The sequence below is a fragment of the Lactobacillus agrestimuris genome, from assembly GCF_943193025.1.
In the GTDB taxonomy this organism is placed as follows: domain Bacteria; phylum Bacillota; class Bacilli; order Lactobacillales; family Lactobacillaceae; genus Lactobacillus; species Lactobacillus agrestimuris.
Genome location: NZ_CALPCQ010000009.1, coordinates 29,490 through 45,975, shown reverse-complemented (window position 1 = coordinate 45,975; position 16,486 = coordinate 29,490). Strand labels below are relative to the sequence as shown.

Annotated in this window: 18 protein-coding genes, 1 pseudogene and 1 riboswitch; of the genes and pseudogenes, 18 read left to right on the top strand and 1 reads right to left on the bottom strand. The window is 33.4% G+C overall.

Annotated features, from left to right (window positions below; translation table 11 throughout):
• The first annotated feature begins 49 nt into the window (after window positions 1–49).
• Window positions 50–592: a citrate lyase holo-[acyl-carrier protein] synthase gene (gene citX, locus NFR82_RS04125; protein WP_251717019.1), complete on the top strand. Its 543-nt coding sequence runs from the start codon at window positions 50–52 to the stop codon at window positions 590–592.
• Here citX and NFR82_RS04120 read toward each other — a convergent pair.
• A complete protein-coding gene (locus NFR82_RS04120; RefSeq protein ID WP_251717018.1) occupies window positions 589–1,536 on the bottom strand; it encodes a sugar-binding transcriptional regulator in 948 nt (315 codons plus the stop codon). The two genes, citX and NFR82_RS04120, sit on opposite strands and share 4 nt — an antisense overlap.
• Window positions 1,537–1,775: 239 nt before the next feature.
• Here NFR82_RS04120 and NFR82_RS04115 point away from each other — a divergent pair, with 239 nt between their 5' ends.
• The 17 genes and pseudogenes from NFR82_RS04115 to rpsA all read left to right on the top strand — a co-directional run bounded on the left by NFR82_RS04115 (window position 1,776) and on the right by rpsA (window position 16,431).
• Window positions 1,776–2,474: an RraA family protein gene (locus tag NFR82_RS04115; RefSeq protein WP_251717017.1), complete on the top strand. Its 699-nt coding sequence runs from the start codon at window positions 1,776–1,778 to the stop codon at window positions 2,472–2,474.
• Between the two features lie 20 nt (window positions 2,475–2,494).
• Entirely contained in the window at window positions 2,495–3,967 is a 1,473-nt protein-coding gene (locus NFR82_RS04110) for a DASS family sodium-coupled anion symporter (protein WP_251717016.1), read from the top strand.
• Between the two features lie 82 nt (window positions 3,968–4,049).
• Window positions 4,050–4,844, top strand: a complete 795-nt coding sequence (locus NFR82_RS04105; RefSeq protein ID WP_251717015.1) for an alpha/beta fold hydrolase — start codon at window positions 4,050–4,052, stop codon at window positions 4,842–4,844.
• An 89-nt stretch (window positions 4,845–4,933) separates the two neighbouring features.
• Window positions 4,934–5,989 carry a [citrate (pro-3S)-lyase] ligase gene (gene citC / locus NFR82_RS04100; RefSeq protein ID WP_251717014.1) on the top strand — a complete coding sequence of 352 codons (1,056 nt, stop codon included), beginning with the start codon at window positions 4,934–4,936 and terminating at the stop codon, window positions 5,987–5,989.
• Entirely contained in the window at window positions 5,979–6,272 is a 294-nt protein-coding gene (gene citD / locus NFR82_RS04095; protein ID WP_251717013.1) for a citrate lyase acyl carrier protein, read from the top strand. The genes citC and citD overlap by 11 nt, the downstream gene beginning before the upstream one ends.
• On the top strand, window positions 6,273–7,187 hold the full coding sequence (locus tag NFR82_RS04090; protein ID WP_251717012.1) for an aldolase/citrate lyase family protein: 915 nt from the start codon (window positions 6,273–6,275) through the stop codon (window positions 7,185–7,187).
• The gene (gene citF, locus NFR82_RS04085) at window positions 7,177–8,718 is read left to right on the top strand and encodes a citrate lyase subunit alpha (protein ID WP_338146995.1); all 1,542 of its coding nucleotides are present in this window, start codon (window positions 7,177–7,179) and stop codon (window positions 8,716–8,718) included. Before NFR82_RS04090 ends, citF begins: the two co-directional genes overlap by 11 nt.
• An 89-nt stretch (window positions 8,719–8,807) precedes the next feature.
• On the top strand, window positions 8,808–9,695 hold the full coding sequence (locus tag NFR82_RS04080) for a CvfB family protein (protein WP_251717011.1): 888 nt from the start codon (window positions 8,808–8,810) through the stop codon (window positions 9,693–9,695).
• Window positions 9,688–10,587 (top strand): site-specific tyrosine recombinase XerD, encoded by a 900-nt coding sequence (xerD, locus tag NFR82_RS04075; RefSeq protein WP_251717010.1) that lies wholly within the window; start codon window positions 9,688–9,690, stop codon window positions 10,585–10,587. The genes NFR82_RS04080 and xerD overlap by 8 nt, the downstream gene beginning before the upstream one ends.
• 9 nt (window positions 10,588–10,596) lie before the next feature.
• Window positions 10,597–10,956: a reductase gene (locus tag NFR82_RS04070; protein ID WP_251717009.1), complete on the top strand. Its 360-nt coding sequence runs from the start codon at window positions 10,597–10,599 to the stop codon at window positions 10,954–10,956.
• Window positions 10,946–11,680 (top strand): segregation and condensation protein A, encoded by a 735-nt coding sequence (locus NFR82_RS04065; protein WP_251717008.1) that lies wholly within the window; start codon window positions 10,946–10,948, stop codon window positions 11,678–11,680. Before NFR82_RS04070 ends, NFR82_RS04065 begins: the two co-directional genes overlap by 11 nt.
• Window positions 11,670–12,215, top strand: a complete 546-nt coding sequence (gene scpB, locus NFR82_RS04060) for an SMC-Scp complex subunit ScpB (protein WP_251717007.1) — start codon at window positions 11,670–11,672, stop codon at window positions 12,213–12,215. The genes NFR82_RS04065 and scpB overlap by 11 nt, the downstream gene beginning before the upstream one ends.
• A gap of 15 nt (window positions 12,216–12,230) precedes the next feature.
• Window positions 12,231–12,950, top strand: coding sequence for a pseudouridine synthase (locus tag NFR82_RS04055; protein ID WP_251717006.1), 720 nt, complete (start codon window positions 12,231–12,233; stop codon window positions 12,948–12,950).
• A 24-nt stretch (window positions 12,951–12,974) separates the two neighbouring features.
• Window positions 12,975–13,090, top strand: a riboswitch (FMN riboswitch).
• Between the two features lie 89 nt (window positions 13,091–13,179).
• Window positions 13,180–13,872, top strand: a pseudogene (locus NFR82_RS04050) (ECF transporter S component).
• 91 nt (window positions 13,873–13,963) lie between these two features.
• Window positions 13,964–14,449, top strand: coding sequence for an SAG1386/EF1546 family surface-associated protein (locus NFR82_RS04045; protein ID WP_251717005.1), 486 nt, complete (start codon window positions 13,964–13,966; stop codon window positions 14,447–14,449).
• Between the two features lie 32 nt (window positions 14,450–14,481).
• Window positions 14,482–15,162, top strand: coding sequence for a (d)CMP kinase (gene cmk, locus NFR82_RS04040; RefSeq protein WP_251717055.1), 681 nt, complete (start codon window positions 14,482–14,484; stop codon window positions 15,160–15,162).
• Window positions 15,163–15,225: 63 nt separating this feature from the next.
• Window positions 15,226–16,431, top strand: coding sequence for a 30S ribosomal protein S1 (rpsA, locus tag NFR82_RS04035; protein WP_251717004.1), 1,206 nt, complete (start codon window positions 15,226–15,228; stop codon window positions 16,429–16,431).
• Window positions 16,432–16,486 lie beyond the last annotated feature (55 nt).

Below are 16,486 nucleotides of genomic sequence, written 5' to 3'. Positions count from 1 at the left end.
TCAGTGTTTAACACTGACCTTTTTCTTTTATCAAAAATTCTGGTGAAATATGAAATCTATTTTTGAAACTGGAAAAAAGGAAAGTATTCAAGATGTTCTTGAAGGTAAAGACAGAAGAGTAGAATTTCAGCAAAAAGTTTTTGCAGCTTATCCTGAGCAAATTTTAGTTGATATAAAAATGAATATTCCGGGTCCGATAAAGAATAATCAATTTATTAAACGACTTTATGATACAGGAATTAAAAATTTTGAAACTTTGCTGAACAATTCTAAAATTGATTTTCAATTGATCAAAGAGTTGAATAAGGCAAGTGGACCTGAAAATTTTTATTTAATGAATACAACAGATATTCAAGTAATAAAAAAAATCTCCATTAAATTTGAAGATACAACTTCATTAGGGAGATTATTTGATGCTGATGTTTTATCTGCTAATAGAACTGATGCTTTATCTAGAAAAGATTTGAATTTACCTGTAAGAAAATGCTTTATTTGTAATCGGCCAGCGAAAGAATGTGCGAGGTCACGACGACATTCTGTGAAAGAACTACAAGATTATATTTCTGGTATATATTGGAAATATTTTTGTTAAAATTCTTGATTGATTTCAGAAATTATTCTCTTAGCAATTCCTTCATTAATGATTAGGTGAGTAATAATTCCACTTCTTAATGCTCCAAGTAATGCCTTAGTTTTAAATCTATTTTTTACAATAGTAAAACGAACAGGAACATTTTGAATTTCCTCTAAAGAAATTCCACAGATATTTTTATTGAGATCGTCAAAAAAATTACCATTAATATCATAAGGGTGACCATAAATCATTCCAGCAATTTCTTTGGTATTAACATTTTTAAATAAACTTTGTTTATAATTTTCTCTCATATAATTACTGGTAATAAATGAATCGAAAGTTCCAATACTAGAGAAAATCAAATCTAAATTTTTATAATAGTTATCTAGGGTTTGATAAAATGGTTCTTTTTTAATTTCATCCAATAAATGAGAATTTAAAACATATAATGGTGCGGGTAGTGAAAAACTATCTGCGCCATATTTTTTTGCTGCTAGTTGAACAAGGCTGTTTTTTCTTTGATCGGAATTAATTGGTTGTCCTAATAATTGAACAAAAGTTAAATCGGGTTGCTTTACTTCATTAAAGTTATCAATGATATCGCGTAAAAGTGTCCCCCAAGTAGTACCTATGACTTTTGAAGATTGGATATATGTTTGAATTTGCTTGGCAGCATAAGAAACTATTGCCTCATTATCTTGATTGGTTGTTTCAAGATTATTTAATACAATTGCATCTTTCAAGTTAAATTTTTCTTGAAAATATCTCTCCAAATCTTCACGTCTTTGAAGTCCTTTACTAATAGTTATTTTTACTATTTTTCTTTTTTCTGCATTTTCCAAAGCCTTAGTAATTAGATATCTTGAAATATGATATTTTTTTGAAATATCACCAATATTAAGTTTACTTAAGTAAAAATCATGAGCGATATTTGCTAGATCTTCATCAGTTAATTGTGCCATATTTTATTCTTTCCTTTCTCAATAGTTAAATGCAATCAGACATATTTACTTATTATTATATAACTAAGTCAAAATAAATAGACAGTTTAAGCTTATACACTACCTGATTTTTATTCAAAAAAGCAAAATAAAGCGAATAAATTTAATATTTTTTAAAAATGTAACCGTTTTTATACAAAAACGTGTATAATGAAATTGTGCAATAAGTAACAATGTTTTGTATTGAATGGTGATTTAATATGGCGGTAGGAAAAAGAATATTTTTAAAACGCAATCTACCAGATCCTGAAGTTGTAAAAGGATTTTCAAAAATCCCAGCTTCAAATACTGCAGATTGCATGGAACGAAATTGTGCGATGAATCCTCGTGTTAAATTAATGTCGAATCCTGATCATGAGATGGTTGGACCTGCATTTACGGTTCATACAAGGGCCGGTGATAATCTTGCAATTTATGCAGCTTTAAGATATTGCCAAGAAGGCGATGTAATTGTCATTGATGATGAAGGAGATAATACACGTTCACTGATTGGTGAAGTAATGATGTCTTATTTAAGAGATCAAAAGAAAATTGCAGGAATTGTTATTGATGGCCCAATTAGAGACATAGATAATTTACAAACTTGGAATTTACCAATTTACGCAAGAAGTACTACTCCTGGAGGACCTTATAAAGAGGGTCCCGGTGAATTGAATGTACCGGTCTCATGCGGAAATGTGAGTGTGAACCCTGGTGATATAATTTTGGGAGATTCAGATGGTGTAATTTGTATTCCTCGAAAAGATGCTCCGGATATATTACCGAAGGCGCAGGAATTTCATAAAAAAGATAATGAAAAAGCAATTGCTTTCAGTAGAGGTGAAGTAGACCTTAGTTGGGTTGATGAAACCTTAGAAGAAAAGAACTTTGAAATTATCGATGACGTTTATCGTCCATAGTGTGGAAGAGGAAAAAGATAATGAAAACACTAGAAAAAGTAAATTATAAAGGGTTTATCTGGCCATTAATTGTCGGAATTATTTTGTGGTGTATTACACCTTTAAGACCATCAGGATTGTCACCACAAGCTTGGGAGATGTTTGCAATCTTTGTTGCAACAATTGTAGGATGTATTACTAAACCACTTCCAATTGGAGGCACTACCTTAGTTGGGTTGGTTTTTACAGTTTTGCTTGGTTTAGCTCCCATGAAGGATGTTGTAAACGAACAAACTGGTGCAGTAATTAACAAAGGTGTTTTGAGTTCTTTTGGTAATTCTGCAGCATGGTTAATCGCAATGGCATTTATCATGGCCCATGGAATCAGTAAGACTGGTTTAGGAAATCGAATTGCATATCTTATGATTGAACGATTTGGTAAAAAGTCTTTAGGTATTGGATATGCTTTAACTGGACTTGAACTTGTTTTAGGTGCCTTGGTTCCATCAAACTCAGCTCGTACGGGTGGTGTTGTCTGGCCAGTAGTTAAATCAGTTTCTGAAGATGGTTACGATTCAAGTCCTGATGAAAAGAGTCGTAAAAAGATTGGTGCATACTTGGACTTTACTGCTTTCCATGCAAATATCTTGTCAACTGCATTATTCATCACAGGTGCCGCTCCAAACATGGTTGCTCAACAAATGGCTTCTCAAAAAGGATATAACATGACTTGGGCAGGTTGGTTCTTTGCTGCAGTTATTCCTGTATTGGTGGGTGCGATTATCGTACCCTGGGTTATTTACAAAATGTATCCACCTGAAATCAAAGAAACTCCAGATGCTAAGAAGTGGGCAGAAAAAGAATTGGAAGAAATGGGTCCAATGTCTAAACCTGAAAGAATTATGGGTGCAACATTTGTCCTCTCAATTATTCTTTGGGTCTTATCTGGATTCTTTAAGATTCCTCAACTTGATGCAACCTTTGTAGCATTCTTAGCAGTTTCAATTCTATTAGTTACTGGTGTTCTTACAATGCAAGATGCTTTAAAAGAAACCGGAGCTTGGAACATTTTGATCTGGCTTTCAATTTTAATGTTTATGGCAAGTAAGCTTATCTCATATGGCTTTATTGATTGGTTCTCAAAACTTGTTGAAGGCGGACTTCATGGAATTAGCTGGGGGTTAGTATTAGTAATTTTAGTATTATTGATGTTCTATACTCACTACTTCTTTGCAAGTGGTACAGCACATATGACTGCTTTATACTTACCATTTCTTTCAGTTGCAGTAGCAACTGGTGCACCTTTAGGTCTTTCAGCAATGCTTTTAGCCTTTACTGGTGCAATTAACGCCTCAACTACTCACTATGCGAACGGTCCTGCATCAATTCTTGCAACAACAGGGTATGTAAAACAAGGTGAATGGTGGAAGATGAACTTTGTTCTGGGTATCATTTATATGTTAATTTTCGGAATTGTTGGTACTCTTTGGATGAAAGTTATCGGAGTTTGGTAATAAATAGTTAGTGTAGAAAGGATCTAATTTTCAAATATGATTAATTAGATCTTTTTACTTTTAAATTCTTATTAGGAGAAAAATGTACTTTTATACAAAAGATAAAACTAAGTTACATTACACGGATACTGGAGATATAGAAAAAATACCGATTATAGCAATTCCTGGTATCGGTGGTTCCGCAAAAATGTGGCTTAAAATGATTGAATTATTTAAACAAGCTTATCGCGTAATTGTTTTAGATCCAAGAAACCAGGGACGTTCACAACGAACTTATAAAGGTGAGAGAATTAGTACTCATGCTGCAGATGTTGAGGACTTGATAAATTATTTGAAGATCAAGAAATTTATTGCGATTGGTAATTCAATGGGAGCAGCTAATTTTTGGTCTTATCTATCGATTTTTGGTAGCGAAAAGATGCTTGCAATGGTCGATTTAGATCAATCGCCAAAAATGATTTCTGATGATACATGGAAATTCGGTTTTAAAGATTTATCCTGGAACAATTATCCAGAATATTTGAAATTGGATTTTGGCAAAGCTTTTTATGCTCATATTGATGATGAAATGTTTTTGGCAGCAAAACAGGAATATCAAAAATATCCATATGATCCAGAAAAAAATTATAATTGTTTAATTGACCATTCTTTGCAGGACTGGCGAGATATTATCATGGATGTACAAATTCCAATGTTGATAATTGCTGGAAAAGAATCACCATATTTTGACTATCATTTTGTTGATGCAGTTAAGTTACTTAATAATAAGATTGAAACTAGCATAATTTCAAATTGTGGACATTTGATTCAAGCAGAACAGCCTGATGAAATGTACAGAATAGTAATTAAATTTTTGAAGGCTAATTTAAATATTTAAAAAATACCTATAAAATTTGAAATATTTAAAATACCAGAGTACACTGAAAGTGCTTAAATAATTTATATATCAAGCTTAGGAGGTGTTGTATGGACAAGGTTGTAGATCTCTATCTTAACCAAGTATCTACTCGTAAGAAATGGAAGAGCTTTCTTGAAACCAAAGGGATTCATGATTTTTCTGATCGCGAGATAGATGTGATCGATCATACTTTGGGATTGATTGATGATGAAGGTAATCTAGTTGCTACAGGAAGTATAGCAGGCAATGTCTTGAAATATATTGCTGTATCAAATGATGAAGTTATAGCAGGAGCTAGATTTAATAAAATTGTTAGTTCCTTACAACAATATTTATTTAGTAATCAAATATTCCACTGCTTTGTTTTTACAAAAGCAAAATATTCAAGTAGCTTTAAGCATTTGGGATTTAAAGAATTAGCATTAAGTGAGCAAGCAGCATTTTTGGAATATGGAGATCCAAATATTGAAGATTATCTAAATAATTTGCCACAAGTACACGATCAAAAGAATAAAAAGGTTGCAGCAGTAGTAATGAATGCCAATCCTTTTACTCTTGGTCATCGATACTTAGTTGAAAAAGCAAGTAACGAGAATGATTTAGTTTATGTCTTTGTAGTAAAAGAAGATTTATCTTTATTTTCAACAGCTGAAAGAATGAAACTGGTAAAAGAGGGGACCCAAGATTTATCGAATGTTGAGGTAGTAAGTGGAGAAGAATACATGGTTTCTAGTGCAACTTTTCCAGCTTATTTTCTTAAATCTGCAGCTGAGTTGATTGATGTTCAGACAACTATCGATGCAAAAGTTTTCAAAAACTTTGTAGCTCCCAAATTAAATATTAAAAGTCGGTATCTTGGTGAAGAGCCGTTTTCTAGAACAACTAATTCATACAATAAAAAACTTCAAGAAATACTTAGTCCAGAAGTTAAGGTTATTATTATTCCAAGACTGAGAGAAAAAGACAAAATTGTCAATGCGACCGAAGTAAGGAAGTATATAAAAACAGGAAGCTTAGATAAAATAGAGGCTTTTCTGCCTAAGACAACTTATGACTTTATTAAAAATAATCTTCTTGAATTGCAAGATCGAATAAAGAAAGGAACGAATGTTAATGGAAATTAAAAAGACTGGCGTTGCTGGCACATTGGAATCATCCGATATTCAAGTTATGATTTCAAAAGGTTCGAATGGGATTGAAATAGAACTCGATTCTGAAGTGAAAAAGGCTTATGGAGATCAAATAGAAAAAGTTATTACTGAAACTATTAAAAATTATGGCCTTAATGATGTCAAAGTTAAAGCGGTTGATAAAGGGGCTTTGGACTGTGTAATCAAGGCTCGTACTTTAGCTGCAGCGCAAAGAGCTACTGAAACATCTGATCAACCTGATTTGGAGGTGCTATAGATGACTTATATTAAAAACAGAATTAGAAGAACTATGATGTTCGTTCCAGGAAATAATCCTGCCATGATTAAAGATGCGGGAATTTATGGTGCTGATTCAATCATGTTGGATCTTGAAGATTCAGTTTCATTAACTGAAAAAGATGCTGCAAGAATGCTTGTTTATGAAGCAATAAAGACGGTTGATTTTGGTAATTCAGAAATTGTAGTCAGAGTTAATGGTCAAGATACACCTTTTTACGATGAAGATGTTAAAGCGATGGTAAAGGCTGGAGTTGACGTTATTAGATTACCTAAGACTGAATCTGCAGCAATGATTCAAAAACTCGTAAAAGATATTGAACATTGGGAAGATGAATTTGACATCGAAAAGGGATCAATTGGTGTAATGGCAGCTATCGAAAGTGCTAAGGGTGTTCTTCATGCCCCAGAAATTGCGGAAAGTTCATCATTAATGATGGGGTTAGCTGTTTCTGGAGAAGATTACACTGCGGATATGCATACTCACCGTTTCCCAGATGGTAGAGAATTAGAATTTGCCAGAAACATGGTACTTCAAGCAGCTCGTGCAGCAGATGTATATGCTTTTGATACAGTATTTTCAAATATGAAAGATACAGAGGGCTTTTACCGTGAGACTAATTACATTCATGAATTGGGATATGATGGTAAATCATTAGTTAATCCTCGTCAAATCGAAATGGTTAATAAGGTATTCAACCCAACTAAAGAAGAAATTGAAAATGCTCAAAACGTTCAAAATACAATTCGTGAAGCAAAATTAAAGGGCTCAGGAGTTATTTCTATGAATGGTAAAATGGTTGATAAACCAGTTGTAGAAAAAGCTAATAGGGTATTAGAAATTGCCAAGGCTTCAAATTTAATTGATGAGGAGGGTAACTACATTGGAGAATAAAGTAAAACGTAATTTACCAGATGATTTAATGGAAGAAATGGATTTGAAACCATTTGAAAGCGCAAATATTGGACATCCTGAAGTACAACGTGTAGCACCAAAGGTCAGAGTTACTACAGGTCAAAATAAAATTGCAGATTCCTTAGAAGAAGTTATTAAGGAAAATTTGAAAGATGGAATGACAATTTCATTCCACCACCATTTTAGAAATGGTGACTTTGCCTTTAATAAGGTAATGGATTTGATTATTAAATTAGGATACAAAGATTTAACTTTGGCACCATCTTCATTAACTGGAGTAATGAATGACAAAATTATTGAGGCTATCAAGAAGGGAGTAATTACTAATATTACTTCTTCAGGTATGCGTGGTTCATTAGGTGATTTTGTTTCTCATGGTGGATTAAAGAATCCTGTAATTTTCCGCTCACACGGAAATCGTGCGCGTTCAATTGAAGAAGGCGAAATTAAGATTGATATTGCCTTCTTAGGTGTACCAATTAGCGATCCAGCTGGTAATGCAAATGGTCAAGAAGGGGATGCAGTATTCGGCTCTCTAGGATATGCGTTAATGGATGCACAGTATGCTAACAAAGTAGTCCTTTTGACTGATAATGTAGTTCCTTATCCAAATACTCCTGCTTCAATTAAGCAAGACCAAGTTGATTATATAGTTAAAGTAGATCAAATTGGTGATCCCGATAAGATTGGTTCTGGTGCAACAAGATTTACCAAGGATCCTAAAGAATTAAAGATTGCTCAAATGGTAAATCAAGTAATCGTAAATTCACCATACTTTAAGGAAGGTTTTAGCTTCCAAACTGGGTCAGGTGGTGCTGCCCTCGCAGTAACGCGTTATTTACGTCAGGCAATGCTTGATAAAGGTATTACTGCATCATTTGCAGTTGGTGGTATCACTAAGCCTACTACTGATCTTCTTGAAGAAGGATTGGTAAGAAAAGTAATGGATGTACAGGACTTTGATAAAGGTGCTGCCCAATCTATGGCTAAGAATCGTGACCAACAAGAAATTGATGCATCTTGGTATGCTGATCCTCATAACAAGGGTGCTGTAGTTAATAACTTGGATGTATCAATTTTATCAGCTTTGCAAATTGATACAGACTTCAACGTTAATGTAATGACTGGTTCAGATGGTGTGATTAGAGGTGCTGTTGGTGGACACCAAGACTCCGCTGCAGGTGCTAAAATGACAATTATTACCGCACCACTTGTTCGTGGTAGAAATGCTACAGTAGTTCCTAGTGTTGAAACTGTAGTTACTCCAGGTGAATCCATTGACGTTTTGGTAACTGAACGAGGAATTGCTATTAATCCTAAGCGTCAAGATTTAATCGAATCATTCCAAAAGGTTCCAGGTTTAAAGATTTTAGATATTCATGATTTACAAAAGATGGCAGAAAAGCAAGTTGGTGTACCAAAGCCACTTGAATACACGGATAGAACGGTTGCTTTAGTTGAATATAGAGACGGTTCAATTATCGACGTTATTAAACAAGTTAAAGATTAATAAAAATAGTCGGCTTAAAGCTGACTATTTTATTTTGTTCAAATTTTGCGTATACTTATAATCAGAGATATGTAAAGTAGGAGAAAGTTATGCTTGGAACAATTGTAACTGGAAAAGTTATTGATCAAAATGAAAATTCTTTTTATGTCCAAATTGATGGAACAACTTATGAGTTAAAACATCAGGAAATTACGCAAGATGAACCGATAAAGGTTGGCGATGAAGTTACTGGCTTCATTTATGATAATCAAAAACATGAACGTGAAATGACACAATTTCTGCCTTTTGCAGGTCCAGATCAGTATGGCTGGGGAAAAGTAACAGAAGTACGTTATGGCTTAGGTGTATTTATTGATATTGGCTTGCCTGATAAAGATGTAGTTTTGTCGATGGATGATTTACCACTTGATAAGGAGGTTTGGCCAAGAAAAGATGATCGTTTATTAGTTAAACTTGAAACTGATGAAAAAGATCGTATTTGGGCAAAATTAGCTGATGAAAATATATTTGATCAATTATCAAGTAATTTTCCAAATAATATGAAGAATAAAAATGTATTTGCCACCGTTTATGCTAGTCGTTCAATTGGTGCATTTGTAATTACAAATGATTACTATCTTGGCTTTGTTCATGAATCACAAATGGGTAGACGTTTACGTTTAGGAGAACAATTCAAAGGCCGCGTAGTTGGAATTAGTCAATACGGTCGATTGAATTTAAGTAGTTTGCCAAGAGCTTTTGAAGAAATTGATGATGATGCTCAAATGATTCTAATGAGTTTACGTAGAAAAGCAGATAAGACTTTACCATTTTATGATAAGTCTGATGCGCAGGAAATTAAGAATTACTTTGGCATTTCAAAATCTGCTTTTAAGAGAGCAATAGGACATTTACTTAAGGCTAAATTTATTACTGAAGATAAAGAAAACGGTACTATTACTTTAGTGAATGATCCGGAAGAAAATGACAATGAGTAAGTTAAACGAACAAATTGAAGATTATTTACGTTTTGTGCAGTTAGAACGAGGATTAAGTAATAATACGGTTGTTGCTTATCGTCAGGATCTATCAGAATTTTTGGATTTTTTAAATCAAGAGGGTTTTAAGACATGGCCAACTGAAGCAACTGACATTGATGCTTTTCTTGCTAGACAAAAAGACTTACATAAGGCTACTAGCTCAATTAGTAGACTTATTTCGAGTTTACGTAAGTTTTATCAATGGCTTGCTAGACAAAATATTCAAAAGTTAAATCCAATGATTGAGATTGATCCTCCAAAAAAGGAAAAGAGATTACCTGTCGCTTTAACTGAAAAAGAAATTAATGATCTTTTAAGTCAGCCAGATACAGATAAAAAACTTGGAATTCGTGATAAGGCTTTATTGGAAACTTTATATGCTACGGGGATGCGAGTTAGTGAATTAATTAATTTGAAACTTGAGAATATCCATGATGATTTAAGATTGATTAAAGTATTCGGTAAAGGTTCAAAGGAACGGTTGATTCCAATTAGTAATGTCGCTTTAGAGTGGATTAATGTTTATGAAGAAAAGGTTCGAGATCCTTTATTGTTGAAAAAGGGTAAAAGTAATGAATATTTATTCCTCAATAATCGAGGAACTCAATTAACTAGACAAGCAGTATGGCAGATTATCAAGCGCTATTGTTTGCTTGCTGGAATTGAAAAGGATGTTACTCCTCATACTTTAAGACACACATTTGCAACTCATTTATTAGAAAATGGTGCAGATCTAAGAGTTGTACAAGAAATTTTGGGGCACTCGGATATAAGTACTACCCAAATTTACACGAACCTCACTCAAAAGCATATTTTGAAGGTATATCAAGAAACTCATCCAAGAATTTAGGTGAAATAAATGTTAGTTCAATATAAAAAAGATTACGAAAAAACAGCTATGGGATTGTTGTCTTTTTTACCTGATTTTAAAAATATCGATAATTTAAAAGATGAAATAAGGTTGAATCAAGAAGATGACGATTTTCAACTTTATTTGTATAAAGAAGAGGATTCTAATGTTGTAGGAGTTTTAGGGACGCAAATTGATCAAAATTTTGTGATTATCAGATATCTTTCACTTGCACCTGGGTTTAGAGAAGAAAAATATTTGAAAGAAATTTTGACAGATTTGGCAAATGGACATCCCGATAAGAAAGTTACGGCCGTACCTGAGTATACGTATTTAATCAAATTATTAAAAAAAGACAATGACAAATAAAGATGATTTAACATTAGAATTACCTAATTTTGAGGGTCCTTTGGATTTGCTTTTACATCTCATCCAATCTCAAAAAATTGATATCTATGATATTCCAATTTCTCAGATTACAAGTCAATATTTGGATTATTTAAAGAAAATGCAACAACTCAATTTACAAATTGCAGGTGAATATTTTGTAATGTCATCAACTCTTTTACGAGTGAAATCACAATATTTATTACCTCAAAATGACTTCGTAGAAGAAGTTGAGGAAGATCCTCGTGATGAGTTAGTGCAACAATTAGTTCAATATTCGATCTTTAAGAAGATATCTGAATATTTTAAAGAAAAAAATGAGACGGTCCCAATTACTATCGCTAAAGAAGCTAGTGTATCAACTACTAACAAGATTCAACCTCTCCCGATGGGACAAATAACCTCAGAAGAATTGGCAAAGACTTTCTCACTGATTGTGAAAAAAATGAAATTGAAAAAACCAGAAATCGTTTCAATCAAAGTTAAAGAAATTTCTATTAGTGAAATGATTGATTACTTAAAACTTAAATTACACAAGTATAAAGAAATAAGTTTTTTTACTTGTGTCAAAGATATGAACAATCTTTCGGATGTGATTGGACTTTTCTTGGCAACATTGGAATTATGTAAAAATAAAGAAATAAATGTAAAACAAACTCAAGATTTTGGTGATCTGGAGTTAAGAGGAGTAGAAGATGACGTCTAAAACAGCTGAGCTTGAGGCATTGTTATATGTAGCAGGAGACAATGGAATTGAGAGAACTAATTTATTACATCTACTTTCTTTTACTGATAATGAATTAGATTCAGAAATTGATAAGCTAAAGAAAAAGTACAAGTCTGAAGACTCAGGACTACAGGTTATTCATATTAATGATTTGTATAAAATGACAACTAATCCTCAAACAGGCCAAATTATTCAGAAATATTTTTCAAAAGATTTAAGTAAAAATTTGAGTCAATCTGCATTAGAAATTCTATCAATTATTGCATATCATCAGCCGATTACTAGAGTTGAGATTGACGATATTAGAGGAGTGAACTCTTCTGGTGCTATACAAACGCTAATATGGCGTGGTCTGGTTGAAACTAAAGGAAAAAAGGATGCTCCAGGTCATCCCAATTTATATGTAACAACGGAATATTTCTTACAATACTTTAATTTTGAAAGCTTGGCAGATTTACCATTAATTGAAGATTTTGAAGATGATAATTTTGAAACAGAAGATGAGGAAAATTAATAAGAGGAGAACTTTATGGCTTTAGAAAGATTGCAAAAAGTAATTGCTGAGGCGGGAATAGCTTCTCGACGTAAGGCAGAAAAAATGATCGTTGACGGAAGAGTACGCGTAGATGGTAAAGTAGTAACTAAACTTGGAACAAAGGTTGATACTTTCAGTAACATAACTGTTGATGGCGATCCAATTGAAAGAGAAAGTTTACATACATATCTTTTTTATAAACCTCGCGGCATAGTTTCAACTGCCAAAGATGAAAAAGGTAGAAAGACAGTTGTTGATTATTTTGAAGATATCCCATACCGCTTATATCCAGTTGGTAGATTGGATTATGATACTTCAGGATTATTATTAATGACTAACGATGGAAAGCTTGCTAACAAGCTTATGCACCCAAAGAATGAAGTTTCTAAAGTTTATGTAGCCAAGATAAAAGGAATTTTAACTCCTGAAGAGATCATGAGCTTAAAAAAGGGTGTAAAATTTGATAAATATAAAAGCTCACGTGCTAAGGTAAAAATCCTAAAAACTGATAAAAGGAAAAATACGCAAATTGTTCAATTAACAATTCACGAGGGACATTATCATCAAGTTAAGAGAATGTTTAAGGCTGTTGGACATTTAGTAGAGAAATTATCAAGAGAAAGATATGCATTTTTGGAACTTGGTAATTTAGCTTCTGGACAATATCGTGAGTTAACACACGAAGAAATTGACAGGTTAAAACACTTGAATTAGAATGAAACTAGGTTATATAGAGTTTGTTGTCTTCAGGGCAGGGTGTGATTCCCGACCGGCGGTTCAAGTCCGCGAGCTATGAAAGTAGTTGAATTTCGAAAGAATACCGATAGTTAAAGTCTAGATGAGAGAAGACAGGCCAATCTTAAAAGTAATAAAATACTTATCTTTTAAAAGAGTCTGTTGCTGAAGCAATAGACCCTTTTGTGTATAAAAAGGAGAGATAAGTATGGATCGATTAAATAAAAAATCGAGTAATTTATCCAACATTATTGCTTATGCATTAATTGGAGCAATTTCATTTGTAGTAATGAAAATTGAGTTTCCAATTATGCCTGGAGTTGGCTTTTTGAAGTTTGACTTTTCAGATGTTGTGGTTACAGTTGGAACTTTTGTTTTTGGAGCAGGACCAGGTGTTTTTATAACGTTTATCAGAACGTTAATTAGTCTGATTTTTTCTGGGTTCTCACTACCTAGCGTAGTTGGATAGATAGCTGCATTCTTGGCTACATTATCATTTGCTCTGCCATTTTATTACACAGCTCGCGGTATTAATAAATCTAACAGTAAAACTACCAAAGGACGTCTTCTTCCAATCTTAGGTTTATTAATTGGTATCATAGCAATGACGATTGTAATGGCTCTTACAAATGCATTTATCTTAACTCCGGTATATGCTGTAACATCTATAGCTAATGTTCCAAGTATTTCAAGCTACAGTGCTTTATATAACTTTACTGTTAAAATGTATTTAGGACAGTTGCTTCATCTTCCATCAATGGGAGCATATATTTTCGGAATTATAGTTCCATTTAATTTATTAAAAGGGTTAATCAATTCAATTGTTGTATATATTTTATTCCAATCTGTGCTGAAGAGTATTAAACCGTTTGTGGAAAGAAAATTTAATTTAAATAAATAGCAAAAAGAGATGTTAAACATCTCTTTTTTTATGTTACTGTTCATTTATCTATGCTAAAATTTAACTTAGTCAATAAATGGGAGGAATTCAAATGGACAATAATTCAAATGGTCCATATAAACATTATGAACGTCCTGATAAACCAAGAACTTCAAGGACGCCCAAAAATTCAGGTAAGGGCTGGGGTACTGTAATCTGTATCCTTATTTTGGTATTAGTTGTAATGATTCCAGTTGCTCACAAACTATCATCAAATAATCACCAAGAAAAAGCTAAAGAAGTTGAAACTGTAAAAAGTAGCAAAAATTCAACTGAAGTAAAAAGTAGCACAAGCTCCAAGAAAGTGAAGAAGATCAAGAAGAATACCAATAAAAATAAGGTATCTTCAAAGGTGAATACTCAGATTAGTTCATCAAGCTCATCATCTTCTGTAGAAAAAACCTATGTTGTAAAAGAAGGAGATACTCTTTCTGGTATTGCTAATAGTCACGGAATGACTGTAGCTCAATTAGCAGAATTAAATGGTATTAGTGATTCTGAATCAGTTGATGCGGGGCAAACTCTTAAACTTAAATAAATCTCAGGAAAGGTATGGAAATAAAACAAAATATGCAAGTAGCAATTGATGGTCCTGCTTCAGCAGGAAAAAGTACAGTAGCTAAAATTATCGCAAACAAATTATCTTTTGTTTATATTGATACAGGAGCCATGTATCGAGCATGTACTGTTATTGCGAAGAGACATGGAATTGATTATGGTGATGAGGAAAAGATTTTACAAGCCATAAATGAAGACGGTATCGAACTTAAATCGGAAAATGGTGAACAAAAGGTTTATTCGGCTGGAGAGGATATTTCATTAGAAATAAGAACACCTGAAATTTCAGCAAATGTTTCTCAAGTTTCTGCGTTGCCAAAAATTAGGAAAAAAATGGTTGATTTGCAAAGAAAAATGGCAGGAGAAGTAAGTGTCATTATGGATGGCAGAGACATTGGTACAACAGTGCTTCCAAATGCTGAAGTTAAAATTTTCTTAATTGCGTCTGCAAGATCACGAGCTGAAAGAAGAATGTTGGACTTTAAAGAGCGCGGAATTAAAACAGATCAAACAGTAGAAGAGATAGAAGCCGACATTGCTGAGAGAGATTATAAAGATTCTCATCGAAAAATCTCACCATTGAAAAAGGCAAAAGATGCAATTGAAATCGATACAACTAACATGACAATCGACGAAGTTGTAAACGAAATTTTGATGAAAATTCAACGAAAAGAAAAAAGTTTAAAAAAATAGTAGAAAATAGTAGAAAAAAATCTAAATATAATTTAAAATTAGACATGATATTGGGAGGTACATATGTCAGAAAACAGTAATCAATTTTTAGACGCATTAAAGGAAATGCAAGGAGTTGAGGTCGGAGATATTGTCGATGTCGAAGTATTAGACGTTGAAGATGGTCAAATCGATGTTGGTGTTATTAACGCCGGTGTTGAAGGTGTAATTACTCACCGTGAATTTACTTCAGACCGTAACGCAAACTTGCGTGAATTAGTTAAGCCCGGTGATACTTTTAAGGCTTTAGTATTAAGAAGAGCTGGTGGCGATAAGGAAAATGGTGAATTTTTCTTCTCAGTTACTCGCTTGAAGGAAAGAGAAGCATTTGACAAGTTACAAAAGGACTTCGAAGAAGGTAATCCAATTGAAGGTACTGTAACTTCATCAGTACGTGGTGGTTTACTTGTTGATGTCGGTACTAGAGGTTTCTTGCCAGCTTCATTAATTTCAAATCGTTACGTTTCAGATCTTAAGCCATACATTGGTAAGACCATGAAACTTAAGATCACTGAAATTGATCCAAATAAGAACCGTTTGATTCTTTCACACAAAGATTTAGTTGAAGAAGAACGTGAAGAAGCATTCGATAACGTAGCATCACAATTAGTTGTTGGTGACGTTGTTGAAGGTAAGGTTTCTCGTTTAACTAACTTTGGAGCATTTATTGACGTTGGTGGTGTGGATGGTTTAGTTCACATTTCAGAAATTTCTTACAAGCATGTTGACAAGCCAAGCGATGTTTTAAAGGTTGGTCAAGATGTTAAGGTTAAAGTCATTGGTATTGACAATGACAGACATCGTATCTCCTTGTCAATCAAGCAAACAGAACCTTCACCATTTGAACAAGCTACTTCAGGCTTAAATGAAGGTGACATTTTTGAAGGTGAAGTTAAGTCTTTAACTAACTTCGGTGCCTTTGTTGAAGTTACTGACGGTATTCAAGGTTTGGTACACGTTTCAGAAATTTCAACCAAGCATGTTGACAAGCCAAGTGATGTTTTGAAAGTTGGTCAAACTGTTAAGGTTAAGGTATTAAACGTTGACCCTAGCGAAAGAAGAATTTCACTTTCAATCAAGGCTGCTGACTCAAACGCTTCTTCAGAAGAAAGTTCTCGTCCACGTCGTCCACGTAACGATAACTCAGTAAACAAGAAGTACATGAGCAACGATGACAATGGTTTTGCCTTGGGTGACATTATTGGTGACCAATTAAAAGACCGTAAATAATCGTAAGAATTAAAGCCGACTTTGTCGGCTTTTTTTGTTGAGAAGGAGGCTGAAA